The 20464-nt window shown below is 71.6% G+C and carries 20 protein-coding genes; 11 read left to right on the top strand and 9 right to left on the bottom strand.

All coding sequences use genetic code 11. The annotated features are described in order from the left end of the window. Positions 1 to 48 precede the first annotated feature (48 nt). From OG871_RS28200 to OG871_RS28185, 4 genes are all read right to left on the bottom strand, one after another. On the bottom strand, positions 49 to 723 hold the full coding sequence (locus OG871_RS28200; protein WP_371500494.1) for a FadR/GntR family transcriptional regulator: 675 nt from the start codon (positions 721 to 723) through the stop codon (positions 49 to 51). 141 nt (positions 724 to 864) lie between these two features. Continuing rightward, the gene (locus tag OG871_RS28195) at positions 865 to 1899 is read right to left on the bottom strand and encodes an ABC transporter permease (RefSeq protein WP_371500492.1); all 1035 of its coding nucleotides are present in this window, start codon (positions 1897 to 1899) and stop codon (positions 865 to 867) included. Then, positions 1883 to 3472, bottom strand: coding sequence for a sugar ABC transporter ATP-binding protein (locus OG871_RS28190; protein ID WP_371500490.1), 1590 nt, complete (start codon positions 3470 to 3472; stop codon positions 1883 to 1885). The genes OG871_RS28195 and OG871_RS28190 overlap by 17 nt, the downstream gene beginning before the upstream one ends. Positions 3473 to 3512: 40 nt before the next feature. Then, positions 3513 to 4559: a sugar ABC transporter substrate-binding protein gene (locus OG871_RS28185; protein WP_371500488.1), complete on the bottom strand. Its 1047-nt coding sequence runs from the start codon at positions 4557 to 4559 to the stop codon at positions 3513 to 3515. A gap of 376 nt (positions 4560 to 4935) precedes the next feature. On the opposite strand from OG871_RS28185, the gene OG871_RS28180 reads away from it, so the two are divergent. The 10 genes from OG871_RS28180 to OG871_RS28135 all read left to right on the top strand — a co-directional run bounded on the left by OG871_RS28180 (position 4936) and on the right by OG871_RS28135 (position 13380). Beyond that, positions 4936 to 5787, top strand: coding sequence for a fumarylacetoacetate hydrolase family protein (locus OG871_RS28180; RefSeq protein ID WP_371500486.1), 852 nt, complete (start codon positions 4936 to 4938; stop codon positions 5785 to 5787). Between the two features lie 33 nt (positions 5788 to 5820). Beyond that, positions 5821 to 7164 carry an L-fuconate dehydratase gene (locus tag OG871_RS28175; RefSeq protein ID WP_371500484.1) on the top strand — a complete coding sequence of 448 codons (1344 nt, stop codon included), beginning with the start codon at positions 5821 to 5823 and terminating at the stop codon, positions 7162 to 7164. Beyond that, positions 7161 to 7919, top strand: coding sequence for an SDR family NAD(P)-dependent oxidoreductase (locus tag OG871_RS28170; protein WP_371500482.1), 759 nt, complete (start codon positions 7161 to 7163; stop codon positions 7917 to 7919). The genes OG871_RS28175 and OG871_RS28170 overlap by 4 nt, the downstream gene beginning before the upstream one ends. Positions 7920 to 7930: 11 nt before the next feature. Then, positions 7931 to 8923, top strand: a complete 993-nt coding sequence (locus OG871_RS28165; RefSeq protein ID WP_371500481.1) for an aldo/keto reductase — start codon at positions 7931 to 7933, stop codon at positions 8921 to 8923. Further along, entirely contained in the window at positions 8923 to 9663 is a 741-nt protein-coding gene (locus OG871_RS28160; protein WP_371500479.1) for a (Fe-S)-binding protein, read from the top strand. Before OG871_RS28165 ends, OG871_RS28160 begins: the two co-directional genes overlap by 1 nt. Beyond that, complete coding sequence (locus OG871_RS28155; RefSeq protein WP_371500477.1) at positions 9660 to 11147, top strand: lactate utilization protein B; 1488 nt, start codon at positions 9660 to 9662, stop codon at positions 11145 to 11147. Before OG871_RS28160 ends, OG871_RS28155 begins: the two co-directional genes overlap by 4 nt. After that, positions 11144 to 11782, top strand: coding sequence for a lactate utilization protein C (locus OG871_RS28150; RefSeq protein WP_371500475.1), 639 nt, complete (start codon positions 11144 to 11146; stop codon positions 11780 to 11782). Before OG871_RS28155 ends, OG871_RS28150 begins: the two co-directional genes overlap by 4 nt. Further along, positions 11779 to 12090 carry an L-rhamnose mutarotase gene (locus OG871_RS28145; protein WP_371500474.1) on the top strand — a complete coding sequence of 104 codons (312 nt, stop codon included), beginning with the start codon at positions 11779 to 11781 and terminating at the stop codon, positions 12088 to 12090. The genes OG871_RS28150 and OG871_RS28145 overlap by 4 nt, the downstream gene beginning before the upstream one ends. Beyond that, positions 12087 to 12935 (top strand): amidohydrolase, encoded by an 849-nt coding sequence (locus OG871_RS28140; protein ID WP_371500472.1) that lies wholly within the window; start codon positions 12087 to 12089, stop codon positions 12933 to 12935. Before OG871_RS28145 ends, OG871_RS28140 begins: the two co-directional genes overlap by 4 nt. Positions 12936 to 13035: 100 nt before the next feature. Beyond that, a complete protein-coding gene (locus tag OG871_RS28135) occupies positions 13036 to 13380 on the top strand; it encodes a hypothetical protein (RefSeq protein WP_371500470.1) in 345 nt (114 codons plus the stop codon). 27 nt (positions 13381 to 13407) lie between these two features. Here OG871_RS28135 and OG871_RS28130 read toward each other — a convergent pair whose 3' ends face one another. Beyond that, entirely contained in the window at positions 13408 to 15768 is a 2361-nt protein-coding gene (locus OG871_RS28130; protein WP_371500468.1) for an arylsulfatase, read from the bottom strand. Between the two features lie 634 nt (positions 15769 to 16402). On the opposite strand from OG871_RS28130, the gene OG871_RS28125 reads away from it, so the two are divergent. Further along, positions 16403 to 17767, top strand: coding sequence for a glutamate decarboxylase (locus tag OG871_RS28125; protein ID WP_371500466.1), 1365 nt, complete (start codon positions 16403 to 16405; stop codon positions 17765 to 17767). Positions 17768 to 17999: 232 nt separating this feature from the next. Here the strand turns inward: OG871_RS28125 and OG871_RS28120 are convergent, their stop codons facing one another. From OG871_RS28120 to OG871_RS28105, 4 genes are read right to left on the bottom strand one after another with little or no spacing between them, the layout of a single operon-like run. Next, a complete protein-coding gene (locus OG871_RS28120) occupies positions 18000 to 18197 on the bottom strand; it encodes a hypothetical protein (protein ID WP_371500464.1) in 198 nt (65 codons plus the stop codon). Continuing rightward, complete coding sequence (locus tag OG871_RS28115) at positions 18197 to 18955, bottom strand: SRPBCC domain-containing protein (protein WP_371500462.1); 759 nt, start codon at positions 18953 to 18955, stop codon at positions 18197 to 18199. The genes OG871_RS28120 and OG871_RS28115 overlap by 1 nt, the downstream gene beginning before the upstream one ends. Positions 18956 to 18987: 32 nt before the next feature. Beyond that, entirely contained in the window at positions 18988 to 20235 is a 1248-nt protein-coding gene (locus OG871_RS28110; protein ID WP_371500460.1) for a cytochrome P450, read from the bottom strand. A 10-nt stretch (positions 20236 to 20245) separates the two neighbouring features. Beyond that, complete coding sequence (locus OG871_RS28105; protein WP_371500459.1) at positions 20246 to 20461, bottom strand: MbtH family protein; 216 nt, start codon at positions 20459 to 20461, stop codon at positions 20246 to 20248. Positions 20462 to 20464: the final 3 nt, after the last annotated feature.

Below are 20464 nucleotides of genomic sequence, written 5' to 3'. Positions count from 1 at the left end.
GTCCGAGGCCGTCCTTCCTGCCGGGAGGACGGCCTCGGACGTGCGGGCTCACACCGGGGAGCCGACGGCGAGCCAGTCCTCCACGGCGGCGACGTGCACCGTGGCCACCGCGGCGGCCAGTTGGGCGTCGCGGGTGGTGAGGGCCCGCAGGATGGCCTCGTGCTCGTGGTGGGCGGCCCACCGGACGCTCTCCCGGGCGCCGCGCACGATCCTCAGCCGCTGGGTGTGCGTGGACAGGATGCCCAACAGCGTGGAGAGGACCGGGTTTCCGAGCGAGTCCACGATCACCCGGTGGAACTCGACGTCCAGCTCGACGAACCGTTCGATGCTCTCGGCCTGCGCGCCGGCCGCGAGGATCGCGCGCAGCTCGGCCAGCTCGCGTTCGGAGAGCCGGCCCGCCGCCAGGGCGGTGGCCTGCGGCTCCAGCATCCTGCGGACGTGCAGGAGCTGACGCGCGGAAGGCCCGTGGGAGACGTCCGCGGCGAACGACATCGCCTCCAGCAGCAGGTGCGGTTCGAGGCCGGAGACATAGGTGCCGTCGCCCTGTCTGGCGACCAGGATCCGCAGGGCGGTGAGCGCCCGCACCGCCTCGCGCAGCGAGTTGCGGGACAGCCCCAGCTGTTCGGCGAGGTCGGCCTCGTTGGGCAGCCGGGCGCCGGGGGCGAGCGCCCCGGACACGATCATCTCCTTGACGCGTTCGATCGCGAGGTCGGTCAGTCCCAAGGCGGGCTCGCCTTCTGCTCGGCACCGGTCGGACGGCGGCGCATGCCGGTACTCCTTCGCTGCGGACGGGGAAGCCGGAAGCGGCGGGCGAGCCACATGGGGGTTGGCTCGCGCGCCGCTCCGGACTCCGGGGTGGGGCGGCTACTCCTGCTTCTCCCCGGAGGCGAAGCGGGAGACGATCAGGGCCAGGATGATGATCGCGCCGTTGAGGAACTGGTTCCACAGCGGCGGCACACCGGCCAGGGTCATCACGTTGACCACCAGCTGGAGTGTCAGCACACCGGTGAGCGCACCGAAGAGGGTGCCGCGCCCGCCGTTGAGGCTGACGCCGCCGATCACGGTGGCCGCGAACACCTGGAAGATCCAGCCGCTGCCCTGGTCCGCGGAGATGGAGCCGTAGTGGCCGGTGTACAGGATGCCGGCGAAGGCGGCGAGCACGCTGCCGAGGATCAGTACGGCCCAGGTGATCCGGTCGACCCGGATCCCGGCCGCGCGGGCCGCCTCGGCGTTGCCGCCGATCGCGTACAGCGCCCGGCCCTGCCGCAGCCAGGCCAGCGCGGCGCCGCCCACCAGGAAGAACAGCGCACAGATCCAGATCGCGGCGGGCGCGCCCAGCCAGGACGCGCTGCCCAGGTACCGGAACGAGCCGGGCAGGTTGACGATCGACCGGCCCTCCGAGATCGCGACCTGGAGCCCGCGCAGCAGGGTCAGCGCGCCGAGGGTGACGATGAAGCCGTTGAGCCGGAGTTTGAGGATCAGGAAGCCGTTGACGGCGCCGATCAGCACACCGACCGCCAGGCAGAGCGGGATCGCCGCCCAGCCGGGGAACAGCCCGAGCCCGTTGAAGCGGTCGCCGTGGTCGGGCAGGACGAGCCACACCGCGATCACGGGCGCGACGCCGATGGTGGACTCCAGCGACAGGTCCATCCGTCCGGCGATCAGGATCAGCGCCTGGGCCAGCACCAGCAGGCTCAGCTCGGTCGCCTGCTGGCCCACGCCGAGCAGGTTGTCCGAGGTCAGGAAGGCGGGCGAGACCGCGAACCCGATCACGCCGAGGACCAGCAGCACCGGGAGCAGGGAGAGGTCCCGGTAGCGGGCGAGGTCGAAGCGGCGGCCGGGGGCCGCGACGGCCGGGACGGCGGCGGGGCGCTCGGTGAGCTCAGTGCTGGGGGTCATGGCCATGGCCTTCCTTCGTGTCGGTGCCGGCCATGCCCTCCATGGCGGCGACCAGCTGTTCGTCGCTCCAGCCCCGGACGAACTCGGAGACGAGCCGGCCCTGGAGCATGACGACCACGCGGTCGCAGATCCGCAGGTCGTCGAGCTCGTCGGAGACGATGAGGGCGGTCTTGCCCTGGTCAGCCACCTGTCTGACGGTGCCGAGCAGGGATTCCTTGGACTTGATGTCGACGCCGTTGGTCGGCCGGATGGCCACCAGGACGTGCGGCCCGGTGGCGAGCGCCCTGGCGATGACCACCTTCTGCTGGTTGCCGCCGGACAGCGCGTCCACCGGGGCGTCCGGCCCCGGAGTCTTGATGTCCAGGTCGGCGATCATGCGGGCGGCGAAGGCGCGGGTCCGCGACGGCAGGACAAGGCCGAAGGGCCCGAGCTGGTCGCCGACGGTGAGCGTGGCGTTCTCCGCGACGCTGCGCCCGGGGACCAGGCCCTGGATGTGACGGTCCTCGGGGACCAGTCCGACCCCGGCGGCGAGCGCGCCGGCCACCCGGCCGGGCCGGACGGTGCGCCCGGCGACATCGATCCTGCCGCCCTTCGGCCGGTGCAGTCCGGCGATGGTCTCGCCCAGTTGGACGTTGCCGCTCGTGGCAGCCCCGGCGAGGCCGACCACCTCCCCCGCGCGGGCGGTCAGCGTGACGTTCTCGTACGCGCCGGGCAGGCTCAGGTCCTCGATGTCGAGCAGCAGGGGCGCGTCGGCGGGGATGTCGGCACCGGCCTGCCGGTCGTCCGCGGCGGTCCCGCGGGTCTCGCGGGTCTCGCCGGTCATCGCCTCCACCAGTGCGTGCTGGTCGAGTCGGGCGACCGGGGCGGTGGTGATGTGCCGTGCGTCGCGGTACACGGTGACGGTGGTGCAGAGGTCGTAGACCTCCTGGAGGTGGTGCGAGATGAAGAGGAACGCCACACCCCTGGCCTGGAGTTCGCGCAGCTTGGTGAAGAGCCGGTCGATGCCCCTGGCGTCCAGCTTCGCGGTGGGCTCGTCAAGGACGATGAACCGGGCGCCGAACGACAGCGCCCGGGCGATCTCGACGAACTGCCTCTGCTCGACGGTGAGTTCGTCGATACGGGCACAGGGGTCGACGTCGACGCCGTACTCGGCGAGAAGCCCGGCGGCCCGGCGCCTCAACTGCCGCCAGCCGATCGGGCGCAGGCCGCCGCTCTGCCGGTTCAGGAAGAGGTTCTCGGCCACGGTGAGCTCGCCGACGACCATCGAGCGCTGGTAGACGCAGGCGACCCGGGAGCGCCAGGCGTCGGTGTCTCCGTGGGCCGGTGCCGGTTCGCCGTTGAAACGCAGCGTGCCGGTGTCCGGGCGCTGAAGACCGGTCAGGATGGAGACGAGGGTGGACTTGCCCGCGCCGTTGCGGCCGACCAGGGCGTGCGACTCGCCCGGCGCCACCGAGATACGTGCGTCGGCGAGTGCCACCGTGGCGCCGAAGCGCTTGCTGATGCCGTCGGCCTCGACCACCGGCGCCGGAGCGCGGCCGGCGGCGGGGTCGAAGGCGGGGCTGGGGTCCGCCATGGGACGGTGTCCTTTCCGCTGGGGTTGCCGAAGGTCGGGATCAGTGACCGACGCTGTTGCCCCAGAGGGTCTTGTCGTCGACGTTCTCCTTGGTCACCAGCGGCGCGGGAAGCTGGTCCTCCAGGCCGTTGGGCAGCTGGATGATCGTCGACTGGTGGTCGGTGGGGCCGGGCTGGAAGGTCTTGCCCTCGGCGGCGGCGTTCGCGTAGTAGAGCGCGTACTTGGCGTAGAGGTCGGCGGGCTGCGAGATCGTGGCGTCGATCTGCCCCTTGCGGATCGCGTCGAACTCCTGCGGGATACCGTCGTTGGAGATGATCGCGATGTGGCCGGGGTCGCCGACCGGCTTGAGCAGGCCCTTCTGCTGGAGCAGGGCGAGGGTGGGCTGCAGGAAGACGCCGCCGGCCTGCATGTAGACGCCGTTCAGGTCCGGGTGGGCCGCGAGGGTCGACTGGAGCTTTGCGGAGGCGACGTCACCCTTCCAGTCGGTCGCCAGCTCGATCACCTGGATCCCGGGGAACTCGGACTTCATACAGGCCGCGAAGGCCTCGGAGCGGTCGCGGCCGTTGATCGAGTCGAGCGCGCCCTGGAACTCCGCGACCGTGCCCTTGCCGCCGAGCTGCTTCCCGAGGAACTGGCAGGCCTTGGTGCCGTACGCCTTGTTGTCGGCCCGGACCACCATGTAGACGCTGCCCTTGTCCGGGCGGGTGTCCACGCTGACCACCGGGATCTTCCTGGCCGCGAGCGCGTCGAGGGTGGAGGCGACGGCGCCGGTGTCCTGCGGCGCCATGACGACGGCCTTGGCTCCGGTGTTCTGGAAGACCTGGACGTTGGCGACGAGCTTGGTGATGTCGTTCTGCGAGTTGCTGACCGGGAGGGCCTTGAGGCCCTGCTCGGTCACGCCCTTCTGGACGTACTGGGCGTAGGAGTTCCAGAAGTCGGAGTCGGCACGCGGCAGGTCGATGCCGATCGCCGGCCTGCCACTCGCGCCGTCGGCGCTGTCACTGCCTCGGTTGCATGCGGTCCCGAGACCGGCCACCAGGACCACTCCGGCGGCGACGGCCACGGTCCGGGAAGTGCGAGGGTTCATGGTGCTGATCTCCTTGACTGTCTGGACTGACCCGGGGCGGGGCGGATCAGAGCGTGGGGGTGGCCCAAATCCAGGCGACCTGCGCAGCTCTGCGCGATCCGATGCTCGGGGAGATTCATCGGATGGCTTGCGGCACGGAGGACCTTACGAGTCCGACATCCCGCTGACAAGTAGAGACCTCGGATGAATGTCGAGCGTGACCCAGAGGTTACGGCCAGCCGGGCAGGAGATTAGGGCTACGGCTACCGATGCGCGGCGCAGACCTCGGATGGATCCTTGCGTTTTCCCCTGGACTGCTCCTATGGTCGACGCACAGCGGATTCATCGGATGTCTGCCTCTCCGGGCTGGAACTCCGAAGAGATAGGAGGTTTTTCCGTGAAACTGCTCCGACTCGGCTCCGTCGGCCGGGAGGTCCCCGCCGTCCAGGACCGCGACGGCCGGACGTTCGGCCTCGACGGTCTGACCAGCGACATCGACGGGTCCTTCCTGGCCGACGGCGGCGTCGAGCGGGTCCGCGCGGCGCTGGCAGCGGGCACCCTTCCGGTGCTGGACACCGAGGGCCTCCGGGTGGGCTCACCCGTCTCCCGGCCCGGCAAGGTCGTCTGTATCGGGCTGAACTACCGCGACCACGCCGAGGAGACCGGCGCCGCCATCCCGGCACGCCCCGTGGTGTTCATGAAGGACCCGGCCACCGTGGTCGGGCCGTACGACCGGGTGCTGATCCCGCGCGGGTCCGCGAAGACCGACTGGGAGGTCGAGCTCGCCGTGGTGATCGGCCGTCAGGCCCGCTACCTGGACTCCCCCGCGAGCGCCCTGCGGACCGTCGCCGGGTACGCGATCAGCAACGACGTCTCCGAGCGCGAGTTCCAGCTCGACTTCTCGTCCCAGTGGGACCTCGGCAAGTCCTGCGAGACCTTCAATCCCCTCGGTCCCTGGCTGGTCACCGCCGACGAGATCGCCGACCCCCAGGCCCTCGGTCTTCGCCTGTCCGTGAACGGCGAACCCCGCCAGGACGGCAGCACCGAGAACATGATCTTCGATGTGGCGTACATCGTCTGGTACCTGAGCCAGTACATGGTGCTCAACCCGGGCGACGTGATCAACACCGGCACCCCCGCCGGGGTCGCACTCGGCCTGCCCGGCACCCCGTACCTGCGCGCCGGCGACCGCGTCGAGCTGGCCATCGACGGCCTCGGCCGGCAGTCCCAGGCCTTCGCCCAGGCCTAAGCGCCTCCCGCCCCTTCTGAGAGGACCGGACCCTTGCCCTCGGTCACCCCGCGGATCATCGCCGTCGACACGTACGACATCCGCTTCCCCACCTCGCGCGAGCTGGACGGCTCGGACGCGATGAACCCCGACCCGGACTACTCCGCCGCCTACCTGGTGCTGCGCACCGACGCCGGCGACGGGCTGGAGGGCCACGGCTTCACCTTCACGATCGGCCGGGGCAACGACGTGCAGGTGGCCGCGATCAACGCGCTGCGCGAGCACGTCGTCGGCCGGCCGGTCGCCGAGCTGTGCGCCGACCCGGCCAGCCTCAACCGCGACCTGATCGGGGACAGCCAGCTGCGCTGGCTCGGCCCGGAGAAGGGCGTGATGCACATGGCGATCGGGGCCGTGGTCAACGCCGTCTGGGATCTGGCCGCCAAGCGCGAGGGCAAGCCGCTGTGGAAGCTGCTCACCGACGCCGAGCCGCAGTGGCTGGTCTCCCAGGTCGACTTCCGCTACATCGCCGACGCCCTCACCCCCGAGGAGGCACTCGCCCTGCTGCGGGCCGGCCGGGCCGGCGCCGCCGAGCGGGAGGCCGTCCTGCGCGAGCGCGGCTACCCCGCGTACACGACCTCGCCGGGCTGGCTCGGCTACAGCGACGACAAGCTCACCCGGCTCGCCGAGCAGGCCGTCGCGGACGGCTTCACACAGATCAAACTGAAGGTCGGCGCCGACCTCGCCGACGACATCCGCCGCTGCCGCGCCGCCCGGGCCGCTGTCGGGCCGGACATCCGGATGGCCGTCGACGCCAACCAGCGGTGGAACGTCGCCGAGGCGATCGAGTGGACCCGCGCGCTGGCCGCGTTCGACCCGTACTGGATCGAGGAGCCCACCAGCCCCGACGACATCCTCGGCCACGCCACCATCCGGGCCGCCGTCGCGCCGGTCAAGGTCGCCACCGGCGAACACGTGCAGAACCGCATCGTCTTCAAGCAGCTGCTCCAGGCCGGCGCGATCGACATCCTCCAGCTGGACTCCGCCCGGGTCGGCGGCGTCAACGAGAACCTCGCCATCCTGCTCCTCGCCGCCAAGTTCGGCATCCCGGTCTGCCCGCACGCCGGCGGCGTCGGCCTGTGCGAACTGGTCCAGCACCTCTCGATGTTCGACTACATCGCGCTCTCCGCCACCACCGAGGACCGCGTCATCGAGTACGTCGACCACCTCCACCAGCACTTCACGGACCCCGTGGTCATCCGGTCCGGGCACTACACCGCGCCCACCGCGCCCGGCTTCTCCGCCACCATGCACCCCGAGTCCATCGCGACCTACACCTACCCGGACGGCCTCTTCTGGGCCGCCGAGGCCACCTTGAACCGCGCGGAGGTCACCGCATGACCCTCGACCTCGACGGGCTCACCGCCCTGGTCACCGGCGGCGCCTCCGGCATCGGCCTGGCCACCGCGCGGCTGCTCGGCGAGCGCGGCGCCGACGTCGCCGTGCTCGACCTCGACCCCGGCGGGCTGCGGCCGCCCCTGCACGGCTTCAAGGCCGACCTGGCCGACGACGCCTCGGTGCGCAGCGCCGTCCGCGAGGCCGCCGAACGGCTGGGTGGCATCGACATCCTCGTGAACAACGCGGGCATCGGCGCGGCAGGCACCGTCGAGGACAACCCCGACGAGGTGTGGCACCGAGTGCTGGACGTCAACGTACTCGGCATCGTCCGCACCACCAGGGCCGCGCTGCCCTACCTGCGTGGTTCCGCCTTCGCCTCCGTGGTCAACACCTGCTCCATCGCCGCCACCGCCGGGCTGCCGCAGCGCGCGCTGTACTCGGCCAGCAAGGGCGCGGTCCTCTCACTCACGCTGGCGATGGCCGCCGACCACGTCCGCGAGGGCATCCGGGTCAACTGCGTCAATCCGGGTACGGTGGACACGCCATGGGTCGGCCGCCTGCTGGACGCGGCCACCGACCCGGCCGCCGAGCGCGCCGCGCTCGACGCCCGCCAGCCCACCGGACGCCTGGTCACCGCCGAGGAGGTCGCAGCCGCCATCGCCTACCTGGCCTCCCCCGCCGCCGCATCCGTCACCGGCACGGCGCTCGCCGTCGACGGCGGCATGGCCGGACTCCGGCTGCGCCCGGCCGGACAGTGAGGACGACGCCCATGCACCACGTCCGGCTCGGCCGCAGCGCCGTCACCACCACCCGCCTCTCCTTCGGCGGCGCGGCGATCGGCAACCTCTTCACCGCGGTCGACGACGCCACCGCCGCCGCGGCGGTCGACGCCGCCTGGACGGCCGGCATCCGCACCTTCGACACAGCCCCCCACTACGGACTCGGCCTGTCCGAGCGACGGTTGGGAACGGCCCTGCACGGCCGTCCCCGCGCGGAGTACCAGCTCTCCACCAAGGTCGGCCGACTGCTGGATCCCGTCTCCGAGCCCGCCGGTGACGACCTCGCCCACGGCTTCGCCGTCCCGGCCACACACCGACGCCGGTGGGACTTCAGCGCCGACGGCGTACGGCGCGGCCTGGAGCAGAGCCTGCTGCGCCTGGGGACGGACCGCGTCGACACGGTCTACCTCCACGACCCGGACGACCACCTCGACCAGGCTCTCACCGAGGCCTACCCGGCGCTGGATCAGCTGCGCTCCGAAGGCGTGATCGGAGCGATCGGCGCGGGCATGAACCAGTCCGCCGCGCTCACCCGCGTCGTCCGCGAGACGGATGTCGACGTGGTGCTGCTGGCCGGGCGCTACACGCTCCTGGACCAGTCGGCGCTGGCCGACCTGCTGCCGGCGGCATCCGAGCGGGGCGTCTCGGTGGTGATCGGCGGGGTCTTCAACTCCGGCCTGCTGGCCGATCCGCGGCCTGGAGCGACCTTCGACTACGCCGCCGCCGCACCGGAGTTGGTGGAGCGCGCGCTGCGCATGCAGGAGGTGTGCGCGCGGCACGGCGTGCCGCTGCGGGCCGCCGCCGTCCGGTTCGCCTTCGGCCACCCGGCGGTGGCCGGTGTGCTGGTCGGCGCCCGCAACGCCGAAGAAATCACCGACGCCGCACGGCAGTTCGGCCTCCCGATCCCGCCCGGCCTGTGGGACGAGCTGAAGACCTCGGGGCTGCTGCCGGCCGGCGTCCCGGTACCGAAGGACGGCACGTGATGCGCATCGCCCTCTTCATCACCTGCTTCAACGACACGCTCTTCCCCGACACCGGCAAGGCCGTCGTCCACCTCCTGGAGCGGCTCGGCCACACCGTCGAGTTCCCCCCGTCCCAGACCTGCTGCGGGCAGATGCACTTCAACACCGGCTACCGGCCGGAAGCGATGCCGCTGGTGGCCGGCTTCGTGCGCACGTTCGGCGGATACGACGCGGTGGTGACCCCGTCGGCGTCCTGCGCCGGCATGGTCCGGGACAGCCACCCGGTACTCGCCGACCAGTACGGCGACGACCAGCTGCGGCGCGAGGTCGGCGAACTGGTGCCCAAGGTCCACGAGTTCACCGAGTTCCTGACCGACGTCCTCGGAGTGACCGACGTCGGCGCCGCCTTCCCGCACCGCGTCGCCTACCACCCGACCTGCCACTCCCTGCGCGGGCTGCGGCTGGGCGACCGGCCCGAACGGCTGCTGCGCGCGGTGCGCGGCCTGGAGCTGGTCGACCTGGAACGGCCCGACTCCTGCTGCGGCTTCGGCGGGACGTTCGCCGTCAAGAACGCGGACACCTCCGCCGCCATGCTCGCCGACAAGACGGGCGAGGTCACCTCGACGGGCGCGGACGTGCTGTGCGCGGCGGACAACTCCTGCCTGATGCACATCGGCGGCGGACTCTCCCGCCAGGGCTCGGCGGTACGGACCATGCATCTGGCCGAGATCCTGGCATCCACCGAAGGGGACCCGCGATGAGCGGCACCATGGACGGCCGCGGCGTGGTCTTCCTCGGCAGCCCGGCCTTCCCCGATGCCGCCCGCACCGCGCTCGCGGACACCCGACTGCGGACCAACCTCCGCAGGGCGACCACCACCATCCGCGACAAGCGCCTCCAGGTCACCGGGGAGCTGGACGACTGGGAGGACCTGCGGGCCGCCGGCGAGGCCGTCAAGCGGCGGACACTGCGCCATCTCGACGTCCATCTCCTGCGGTTGGAGGAGTCGGTGACCCGGGCGGGCGGCGTGGTGCACTGGGCCGCCGACGCCGCCGAGGCGAACCGGATCGTCACCGAGCTGGTCCGGGCCACCGGCGGCCGTGACGACGAAACGCGTGAGGTCGTCAAGATCAAGTCCATGGCCACCCAGGAGATCGGGCTCAACGAGGCCCTCGCCGAGGCCGGCATCGCCGCGTACGAGACCGACCTGGCCGAGCTGATCGTCCAGCTCGCCGACGACCGCCCCTCGCACATCCTCGTCCCGGCGATCCACCTGGGCCGCGCCGAGATCCGCGACCTGTTCGCCACCGAGATGGCCCGCTGGGGCCGCCCCGCACCCGAAGGGCTCACCGATGACCCGGCGGCGCTCGCCGAGGCGGCCCGGCTGCACCTGCGGGAGAAGTTCCTCCGCGCGAAGGTCGCGGTGTCGGGAGCCAACTTCGCCTGTGCGGACACCGGCACCGTCGCCGTCGTGGAGTCCGAGGGCAACGGGCGGATGTGCCTGACCCTGCCCGAGACGCTGATCACGGTCATGGGCATCGAGAAGGTGCTGCCGAGCTGGCGCGACCTGGAGGTCTTCCTCCAGCTGCTCCCGCGCTCCTCCACCGGCGAGCGGATGAACCCGTACACGTCCATGTGGACCGGCGTCACCCCGGGTGACGGACCGCGCGCCTTCCACCTCGTCCTGCTCGACAACGGGCGCAGCGACACCCTGGCCGACACCGTCGGCCGCCAGGCGCTGAACTGCATCCGCTGCTCCGCCTGCCTCAACGTCTGTCCCGTCTACGAGCGCACCGGCGGCCACGCCTACGGCTCCGTCTACCCGGGGCCGATCGGCGCGGTACTCACCCCGCAACTGGTCGGTGTGGAGCACGCGGCCTCGCTGCCGTTCGCCTCCACGCTCTGCGGGGCCTGTTACGACGCCTGCCCTGTGAAGATCAACATTCCCGAGGTCCTCACGCATCTGCGGGCCGAGGTGGTCGAGGCCAAGCGCGCGGGCCGCCGCCTGCCGAGCCCGGAGGCGCTGGCCATGAAGGCCGCCACCGCCGTCCTCGTCTCGCCCGCCCGGCTCGGGTACGCCCAGCGGGCGGCCGCGCTCGGTGGCCGGGCGCTCGCCCGGCGCGGCCGGATCGGACGGCTGCCCGGACCGTTCCGCGGCTGGTCCGACAGCCGCGACACGCCCGCACCGCCGACCGAGTCGTTCCGCACCTGGTGGCGCAAGAACCGTGAGGGAGAGCAGGGATGAGCAGCCGCGAGAACGTACTCGGTCGGATCAGGGCCGCGCTGACGGACGTACCCACCACCGAGAGTCCGCAGGACGTTCCCGTACCTCGCGACTACCGGCGCAGCCACGCCGAGGGCGACCTCGTCGACCTGTTCGCCGAACGGGTCGCCGACTACCGCGCCACCGTGGTGCGGGCGGACGTCACGCAGGCCGCCGAGGTGATCGGCCGCACCATCGCCGGACGCGGGCTGACCCGGGCCGTGGTGCCGGACGGCTTCCCGCCGCAGTGGCTTCCCGCCGGCGACCGGACCTGGCTGCGCGACGATCCGCCGCTGGGCGTCGCCCGACTCGACGCCGTCGGCGCCGTGCTGACCACGGCCGCGCTCGGCATCGCCGTCACCGGCACCATCGTGCTCGACGCCGGGCCCGGCCAGGGCCGGCGGGCCCTGACACTGCTGCCCGACTACCACCTGTGCGTCGTCCGAGCGGAGCAGATCGTCGGCGACGTCCCCGAAGCCCTCGCCCGGCTCGACCCGGCGCGACCACTGACCTTCGTCTCCGGTCCGTCCGCCACCAGCGACATCGAGCTCGACCGGGTCGAAGGAGTGCACGGTCCCCGTACCCTCGACGTCCTCATCCTCACGGAGACCTCATGAGAGTCGCCCTGCACACCCGCGTCCGCCCCGACCGCATCGAGGAGTACGAGGCCGCCCACCGCGAGGTCCCGGCGGAGCTCACCGCCGCCATCCGCGCAGCCGGGGTCACCTCCTGGACCATCTGGCGCTCCGGCACCGACCTCTTCCACCTGCTGGACGCCGACGACTACGCCGCCGTGCTCGCCGCACTGGAGGCACTGCCGGTCAACATCGCCTGGCAGGCACGGATGGCCGACCTGCTGGACGTCGTCCACGACTACTCCGCCGACGGCGGGGCCGCCGCACTCCCGGTGATCTGGCAGCTGTGATCATCGACGCGCACCACCACATCTGGGACCTGACGGCCCGACAGCAGGACTGGATCGCCGGCGACAGGCTCGCACCCCTCGCCCGCTCCTTCTCCGTCGCCGACCTCGAACCCGGGGCCCGGGCGGCCGGGGTCACCTCCACGGTGGCGGTGCAGACCGTCTGCGTGCCCGAGGAGACACCCGAGCTACTGGCCGTGGCGGCCGGCAGCGACCTCGTCGCCGGAGTCGTCGGCTGGACGGACCTGACCGCGCCCGACGTCGCCGACACCCTCGCCGCCCTCCGTGAAGGACCCGGCGGAGAGCACCTGGTCGCCATCCGCCACCAGGTGCAGGAAGAACCCGACCCCCGGTGGCTGCTGCGCCAGGACGTCCGGCGCGGCCTGCTCGCGGTCGCCGCGGCCGGCCTCGCCTACGACCTCGTCGTCAAGCCGCACCACCTGCCCGCCGCGATCGCCGCGGCGGCGAGCCTGACCGAGCTGACCTTCGTCCTCGACCACCTGGGCAAACCCCCCGTCGCGACCGGACCGCTCCACCCCTGGGCGGACGACCTGCGCCGGCTGGCAGCGCTCCCCAACACCGCCTGCAAGCTCTCCGGCCTGCTCACCGAAGCCACTGCGCACACCTGGCGGATCGAGGACCTGCGCCCCTACGCCGACACCGCGCTGGACGCCTTCGGCCCGCAGCGTCTGATGTTCGGCTCCGACTGGCCCGTATCGACCCTGGAGGCCGACTACGCAGACGTCGTCCGGATCACCGAGCGGCTCACGCAGGCACTGAGCCCGGACGAGAAGGACGCCGTCTTCCGCCGCACCGCCGCCCGCGTCTACACCCTGCCCCTGCCGTAGCCCCGTGTCACTGGACGCGGTGCCCGGCCAGTTCTGCTCGGACGTCGTGGGTGCGTGTGACACTCGGAGTCGGTTGTTCTTCCCGGGTGAGGTGGTCGCGATGGCGGTGTCGGTCCCGGTCGGCGATGTGCGGGTCGTCGCGGTCCGTGCGGCGCTGGAGCCCTTCGCGTGGCGGTCCTTCACCACCGGGCTGGTCTGCCGCCGTGCGGTGGCCGCCATGGACGGCGGTGATTCGGGCTCGTTCCGCCTCCCCGGCCCGCGGACGGGGGCGAGCCCGCAGGACGAGTGCGTCGAGGCACTCGTCGAGGTCCTGAACGGCTGCCGCTGGCGGGCGCTCACCGTCGACGGGCTGAGCCGGCTGCTGGTGGGCGCCGCGCTCGGGTGGCGGCAGGAGCGGGCCTGGTTCGACATCCGGCTGGGCCTGCTGCTGGACGGCGTCGCCTGACCAGTGGCAGGCCCGGTCGGGCGGGCCTCACTGGCGGGCCATGTGCATGCGCATCTCGCTGGGGGCGTCGACGATCAGGTCGCCGGACATGTCGACGGTGACGCTGTGCAGGGTGCCGCTGAAGCGGAACGGCGCTCGGTAGTCGGGGGTGACGGCGGAGCCGGGGTTGGCGCCGCAGCACATCCCGCCGGGGTTGAAGGCGACCGGGGTGGTGAACGGCATCTCGGTCTCGCCGACCAGGCGGCCGTCGACGTACAGCTGGGCGCGGCCGGGTGCGCCCTTGCCGTGGGCGATGTCCGGGGCTCCGGTGGGTTCGAACTCGAAGCGCAGCGCGTGCCGGCCCTCGGGCAGCGGCTCGGTGGAGGCCACGTGGTGCAGGGTGCGCTGGACGTAGTTGTGGGCGTAGTGCAGGTGGTTGTCCTTGACGTAGAGGGTCCAGCCACCGGCGTTGGTGCCCTGGCAGAGCAGGACGCCCTCCGCGCCGCCGGGCGGGATCTCCACGTCGGCGGTGACGCTGTGCGGGCGGTTCAGGACCCGGGGGGCGACGGCGGCCGGCAGGACCTGGGTGTCGGGCCGGAAGGTGTAGCTGGTGCGGTCCTCGGTGATCTGCGGGCGCTCGAGCATCAGGCGCTCGAGGGCGCTGCCGTCGATCGGCAGCACGTTGTACCGGCCGGCCTCCACGTACCACAGGGCGATCATCTCGATCAGTTTGCTGCGGTGCTCCTCGGCGAGATTCGTGGTCTCGGCGACGTCCTCCTCGACGTGGTACAGCTCCCAGTGGTGGGCGTCGAGGTCGTCCAGGTCCGCCATGGTGATCGGGGTGCCGAACGGACGTTCGGCCTCGGCGAAGTTGGGGCCGGGCCAGGGGCAGACCGCGCGCCAGCCGTCATGGTCGATCGCCCGGTGGCCGAACATCTCGTAGTACTGAGTACGGTGGCGGGTCGGGGCGGCAGGATCGTCGAAGGTGTGCGCGAAGCTGACCCCGTGCAGGGGCGACTGGGTGACCCCGCGGATGGTGGCGGGCGGCTCGATGCCCAACACGTCGAGCACGGTCGGGACCATGTCGATGATGTGCGCGAACTGGTGGCGGATCTCGCCGCGGGCCTTGATGCCCGCGGGCCAGTGGACCAGGAAGGGGTCGCTGACGCCGCCGCGGTAGGTCTCCCGCTTCCACCGCCGGAACGGGGTGTTGCCCGCCCAGGTCCAGCCCCACGGGTAGTGGTTGAACGTGGTCGGGCCGCCGATCTCGTCGATCCGCGCCAGACTCTCCTCCAGCGACTCCGGCGCGTTGTTGAAGAACTGCAGCTCGTTGGTGGTGCCGGTGACCCCGCCCTCGGCGCTCGCGCCGTTGTCGGAGACCACCATGACCAGCGTGTTGTCGAACTCGCCGGTCTCCTTCAGGAAGTCCAGCAGCCGCCCGATCTGGTGATCGGTGTGCGACAGGAACCCGGCGTAGACCTCCATCATCCGCGTGGCCAGCCGCCGTGCGCCGGGCGTCAGCGACTCCCACGCCGGCACGTCCGGGTCGTGCGCGGACAGCTCGGCGTCCGGCGGCACGATGCCGAGCTGCTTCTGCCGGTCGAAGGTGTGGTCGCGGTAGGCGTCCCAGCCGTCGTCGAACCGGCCCCGGTAGCGGTCCGCCCACTCCTTCGGCACGTGGTGCGGGGCGTGCGTCGCGCCAGGGCACAGGTGCAGGTAGAACGGCTTGTCCGGGGCGACCTGCTTGGCGTCCGCGATGAACGACATCGCCCGCTGGGCCAGGTCCTCGGTCAGGTGGTAGCCCTCCTCCGGCGTCGCCGGCTGCTCGACCTGGTGGTTGTCGTACACCAGGTCCGGGTACCACTGACTGGAGTCCCCGCCGAGGAAGCCGTAGAACCGCTCGAAGCCGCGCCCCAGCGGCCACCGGTCGTACGGCCCCGCAGCCGACTCCTGCTCCGAGGGCATCAGGTGCCACTTGCCGACCATGTACGTGTTGTAGCCGTGCTGGAGCAGCATCTCCGACAGGAACCCGTTCTCGAACGGGATCTGCCCGTTGTACCCGGGAAACCCGGTGGCGAGCTCCGTGATCGCCGCCATGCCGTTCGCGTGGTGATTACGGCCCGTCACGATGCACGAGCGCGACGGCGAGCACAACGCGGTGGTGTGCATGTTGCTGTAGAGCAGCCCGCCCGCTGCCAGCCCGTCCAGGTTCGGCGTCTCGATCGGGCTGCCGTAACAGCCGAACTGCCCGAACCCGGTGTCGTCCAACACGATGAACACCACGTTCGGTGCACCCGGCACCGCCCGCACCGGCTGCGGCCACGCCGGAACCGACTCCTGCGTGGTCCGGCCGATCACCCCCGGGAAGGAACTCCCCGGCTTGTACTCGCTCCACGACGACTGCGACATACCTGGCCTCCGTTACGCCGGCGGGCAATTCCTTGCGGCCAGCACTCGACGTCTACGATCTGTGAGGTACGACGACGGGCCGCAAGCCGACCGGCCGACACCACCGGCCCGCGGCCCGGTCACGAAGCACGAAGCACGAAGCACGAAGCACGAATCACCTGCGGGCATCGGGCACCCACCCGCTGAGCAGTACCCCTGCCAAGCTAGGCCGCGAGTATCACTGCCGCCATCGGGACCGGGCCCACCTGGTCCGGGACCGGGATCCACCGGCGCCCCGACCCACCGGGCGGAGAAGCCCCCGCCGGACACGCCACCTGCCCTGACGACCCGTGCCCCCGTCCGCCAGGCCCGACCGCTCACGGAACCAGGGCGGCGGGCTCACTGTGGACACCGGTGGTCAGGCGGCACGGCCGACGACGAACAGCCCCATCGCAACGGTGATCTCCAACAGACGGTCGGTGTCGTCCGGGTACGGCTCGGAGCCGGCCGGCCGCCGGGCAACTACCCGTGCGCGGGTGCCCGCATTGACGAGCGGGCAGCCGGGCGTCGGGAGGGTACGCCGTTCGCGTGCACTTCGAGCCCGGCCCGCAGGTCCTGCCATGGCTCCCGTCCGGGACGTGGTGGAGTCGCCGGCATGAGCAAGAGTGAGACCGCGGCCCTGTTCGGCAACCGATTCCTGACCGCACCTGCTCCCTCGGATACCTTTCCCGAGGACGGCATGACCGCGACGGACGCCATGAGGCTGGTGGACGCGGACCTCGCCATGGAGGGCGACCCCCAGCGCAACCTCGCGACGTTCGTCACCACCTGGATGGAGCCGGAGGCGCAGCGGATCATCGCGGAGAACCTCCACCGCAATTTCATCGACCACGCGGAGTACCCCATCTCCGCCGAGATCGAGCAGCGTTGCGTGCGTATGCTCGCCGACCTCTTCCACGCGCCGGGGAAGACCGCCGGGTGTCGGACCCAGGGTTCGTCCGAGGCGATCATGCTCGGTGCGTTGTCGCTGAAGTGGAAGTGGCGGGAGCGGCGGCAGGCGGCCGGCCTGTCGGTGGAGCGGCCCAATCTGGTCTTCGGCGGTGATGTCCATGTGGTGTGGGAGAAGTTCTGCCGCTACTTCGACGTGGAGCCGCGGATCGTGCCGCTTGCCGAGGACAAGTACACGATCGGCCCGGAGGATGTGGAGCCGCACCTCGACGAGAACACGATCGGTGTCGTCGCCGTTGTCGGTACCACGTTCACCGGCCACATGGACGACGTCGTCGGCATCGACAAGCTTCTGCGGGAGATCCGCACGAAGCGGGACCTCGACATTCCGATCCATGTGGACGGCGCCAGCGGCGGCTTCGTGTGGCCGTTCCTCTATCCCGATTCGAAGTGGGACTTCCGGCTCGAGCAGGTTCGTTCGATCAACGTCTCGGGGCACAAGTACGGCCTGGTCTACCCCGGCATCGGCTGGCTGGTCTTCCGCGAGGAGTCCGACCTGGCCAAGGACCTCGTGTTCTACGAGAACTACTTGGGCAAGACCGACGCGACGTTCACGCTGAACTTCTCGACCGGCGCGTCGATGGTGCTCGCGCAGTACTACAACTTCGTGCGGCTGGGCCGCCAGGGCTACACGTACGTCATGGAGATGATGCAGGCGAACGCCCGCGCGTTGGCGGACAACCTGCGTGGCAGCGGCCGGTTCGAAGTGATCGGCAGCGATCTCGAGCAGCTGCCGCTGGTCGCTTTCCGCCTCGCCGGCAAGCACTCCTACGACGAGTCGGACATCGCCTGGCAGCTCTCGGCCGAGCGCGGCTGGATGGTGCCGGCGTACACGCTCCCGCCCAACGCGCAGCGGGTGAAGATCCTGCGTGCCCTGGCCAAGGAGACCTTGAGCCGCGAGCAGATCGACCGCCTGACACAGGACATCGCCGACGCGTGTGCCACCTTGGACCACAAGGGTGCGGCCCACGACGTCGAGCGGGCCCAGACCAAGCGCGGCACCGGCTACTGACGGAGCACCCGAAGCCTCGGGGGCGGGCCTCGAAGGCGCCCCGCCGGCGAGGCCAGGGTCAGGTCCCGGTTGGCCGACCGTGCGGCAGCGGCTGACGGGGGACGCCTCGGCCAGGACGTTCACCGCGTGGCCCTGGCCGCAGCCGACGTCCAGCGCGCCGCGTCTCGGCGTCCTCCGCGTTCGGCGTCGGCCCGGGCGCGCGGTGGCGCCCGGGCCGACGCGCCCGGAGCGGCTACCAGTGGCGGCGTGGCGGCGGGTTGAGTTTGGCGGCGAGCGCGGAGAGGAAGGTCGGGAGCTTGTCGACCATGTTCTTGGGGACCGGGGTGCTCTGAACGGTGCCCCTCCTCACGTCCTCGACGACGAGGGCGTAGGTACCGTTCTCCTCGACGAGTTCGGCGGCGAAGAGCAGCGTCTGTGTGGAGGTTCCCATCAGAGCTCCCGGGTCTGGGTGTCGTTGAGCCAGGCCGTCCACGCCTTGGTGGCCTGCTGCTCGTCGGTGTCCTCGGCGAACAGGTGGTGGCCGAGCCAGATCGGCACGTTCCAGGTGCTGCCGTTGAAGAAGCGGTACAGGGCGTCCGCGCCGCGCAGGCCGAGGAAGTCGGCGCTGAGCCAGTCGACGACCACCGCCACGGGGTCGTGGTCCGGGTCGGGGGAGAGGAGCGTGAACCGGTCGCCGACGGCCGCGTCGTCGGCGAGGCCGAGGCGTCGGCGCAGGGCGGCGAAGTCGGCCGGGTCGGCGGTGGGTTCGGGGAGCTGGGCCCTGACGTAGACGGCGGGGCGGCCGGCGAAGTGCCGGAGGTACTCGGCGAGGCCGTGCTGGTAGAAGTCGACGTGCTTCTCGGCCGCGTCCGTCTTGGCGTCCCAGGCCCAGGCCTCGTCCACAACGCCCGTGTGCACCCAGTGGATTCCCATCCGCAGGCGGCTCGTTCCGGCATCGGCCGGCTCGATGTGGTAACTGAGGGTGTTGGAGAACCCGCCGTCCTGGGTCGCCCGGACGGCGAGGTGCCGCGGCGGCTCCCAGGCCACGACGGTGGCATCGCCCCGGGTGGCCTTTCCGCCGACGTGCGGCTCGATCTCCATCGGGTAGAGCCAGCCCAGGTTGCCGGCGCCGGTGGCCACCGCGTCCCAGACCTGCTCGGGCGTGGCGGGCAGGTCCTGTTCCCGGCGGACCTCGAACTCTCGGGCCATGGTCGGTACTGCTCCTTCGTCGTGGTTCACGGTCAGTAGGCGATCGGGAGGGCGCACAGCCGCCGTTGCAGCGGGTTGGGCCGCCAGTCCAGCTCCGCCCCGTCGGCCAGCCGCAGCTCCGGCAGCCGGCGCACCAGCGTGCCGACGGCGACCTCCGCCTGGAGCTTGGCCAGTGGGCCGCCGAGGCAGAAGTGCGGGCCGTGGCCGAAGCTCAGGTGCCGGTTGCCGGGGCGGGACAGGTCGAGCCGGTCGGGGTCCTCGAAGCGTTCGGGGTCGCGGTTGGTCGCACCGAGGAACAGGTACGCCAACTCGCCCTCCCGCAGCGTCCGTCCGCCGATCTCCAGGTCCTGCGCGACGACCCGGACGATGGCCTGGGTCACCGTGTCGTAGCGGGCCGACTCCTCGATGGCGCCGCGGATCAGGCCCGGGTCCGCGCGCAGCCGGGCCAGCTGGTCCGGGTGGCGCAGCAGGGCGAGCACGCCGTTGCCGATCAGGTGGGTGGTGGTCTCGTCGCCGGCGGTGATCAGGACGAAGCAGGTGGACAGCAGTTCGGAGTCGGTGAGCCGGTCGTCCTGCGTCTGGGTGGCGACCAGTGCGCTGATCAGGTCGTCGCCCGGTGCGCGCCGGCGCTGCCGGATGAGCCCGGACAGGTACTCCTCGTACTGCTCGATCGCCGCCTCGGACTTGTCGATGTCCTCGGCCAGCCGGCCGAAGCGGTGGAACCAGTCCTTGACCTGGGGCCGGTCCTCGTCGGGGATGCCGAAGAGCTCGCAGACGACGGACATCGGCAGCGGGGAGGCGACTGCCTCGATCAGGTCCGTGGTCGGTCCGGCCGCGACCGCCTCGTCGATGAGCCGGTCGACGATCCGCTGGACACCGTCGCGCAGGGCTTCGACGCGCCGGGCGGTGAAGGCCTTGTTGGCCAGTCTGCGCAGCCGGGCGTGGTCCGGCGGATCGGTGTTGGTCATCACCCGGCCGAGCCGGTCGGTGAGCCGGCTGAAGGCCTTGAGGTCGCCGCCGAGCGCGGTGTAGGCGCGGGTCATCCTGTCCCGGTCGTTGGACAGCCGCAGGTCGCCCAGCGCGGCCTCGACGTCGGCGTGCCGGGTGAGGTACCAGGTGCCCTGGGCGCTGCGGTGGACCGGGTCCTCGCGCCGCATGCGGGCGTAGAGCGGGTACGGGTCGCGCCGGGCCTCGGGGGTGAGCAGGGCCGCGGCGAGGTCGTCCGGCCGGGCGGGGCCCACGGTGTCGCGGGCCCCGTCCAGGGTGTCGGTGGAGGTCATGTCGGCCGCGCTACCGCTGGGCGTCCATGGCGTCCGCGAGGCTCTTGGGCCGCATGTCGGTCCAGGCCCCCTCGACGTACTCCAGGCAGTCGGCGTGGGTGTCCGGGCCGTGGGCGACGGTCCAGCCGTCCGGGACGTCGGCGAACTGCGGCCAGAGCGAGTGCTGGTTCTCGTCGTTGACGAGGACGAGGAAGGTGCCGTCCTGGTCGTCGAAGGGGTTGGTCATGGG

Origin of the sequence: Kitasatospora sp. NBC_00374 (genome assembly GCF_041434935.1) — a bacterium.
Taxonomy (GTDB): Bacteria; Actinomycetota; Actinomycetes; order Streptomycetales; family Streptomycetaceae; genus Kitasatospora.
The sequence above is the reverse complement of the archived record's forward strand: the minus strand, read 5'-3'. Positions and strand labels throughout refer to the sequence as shown.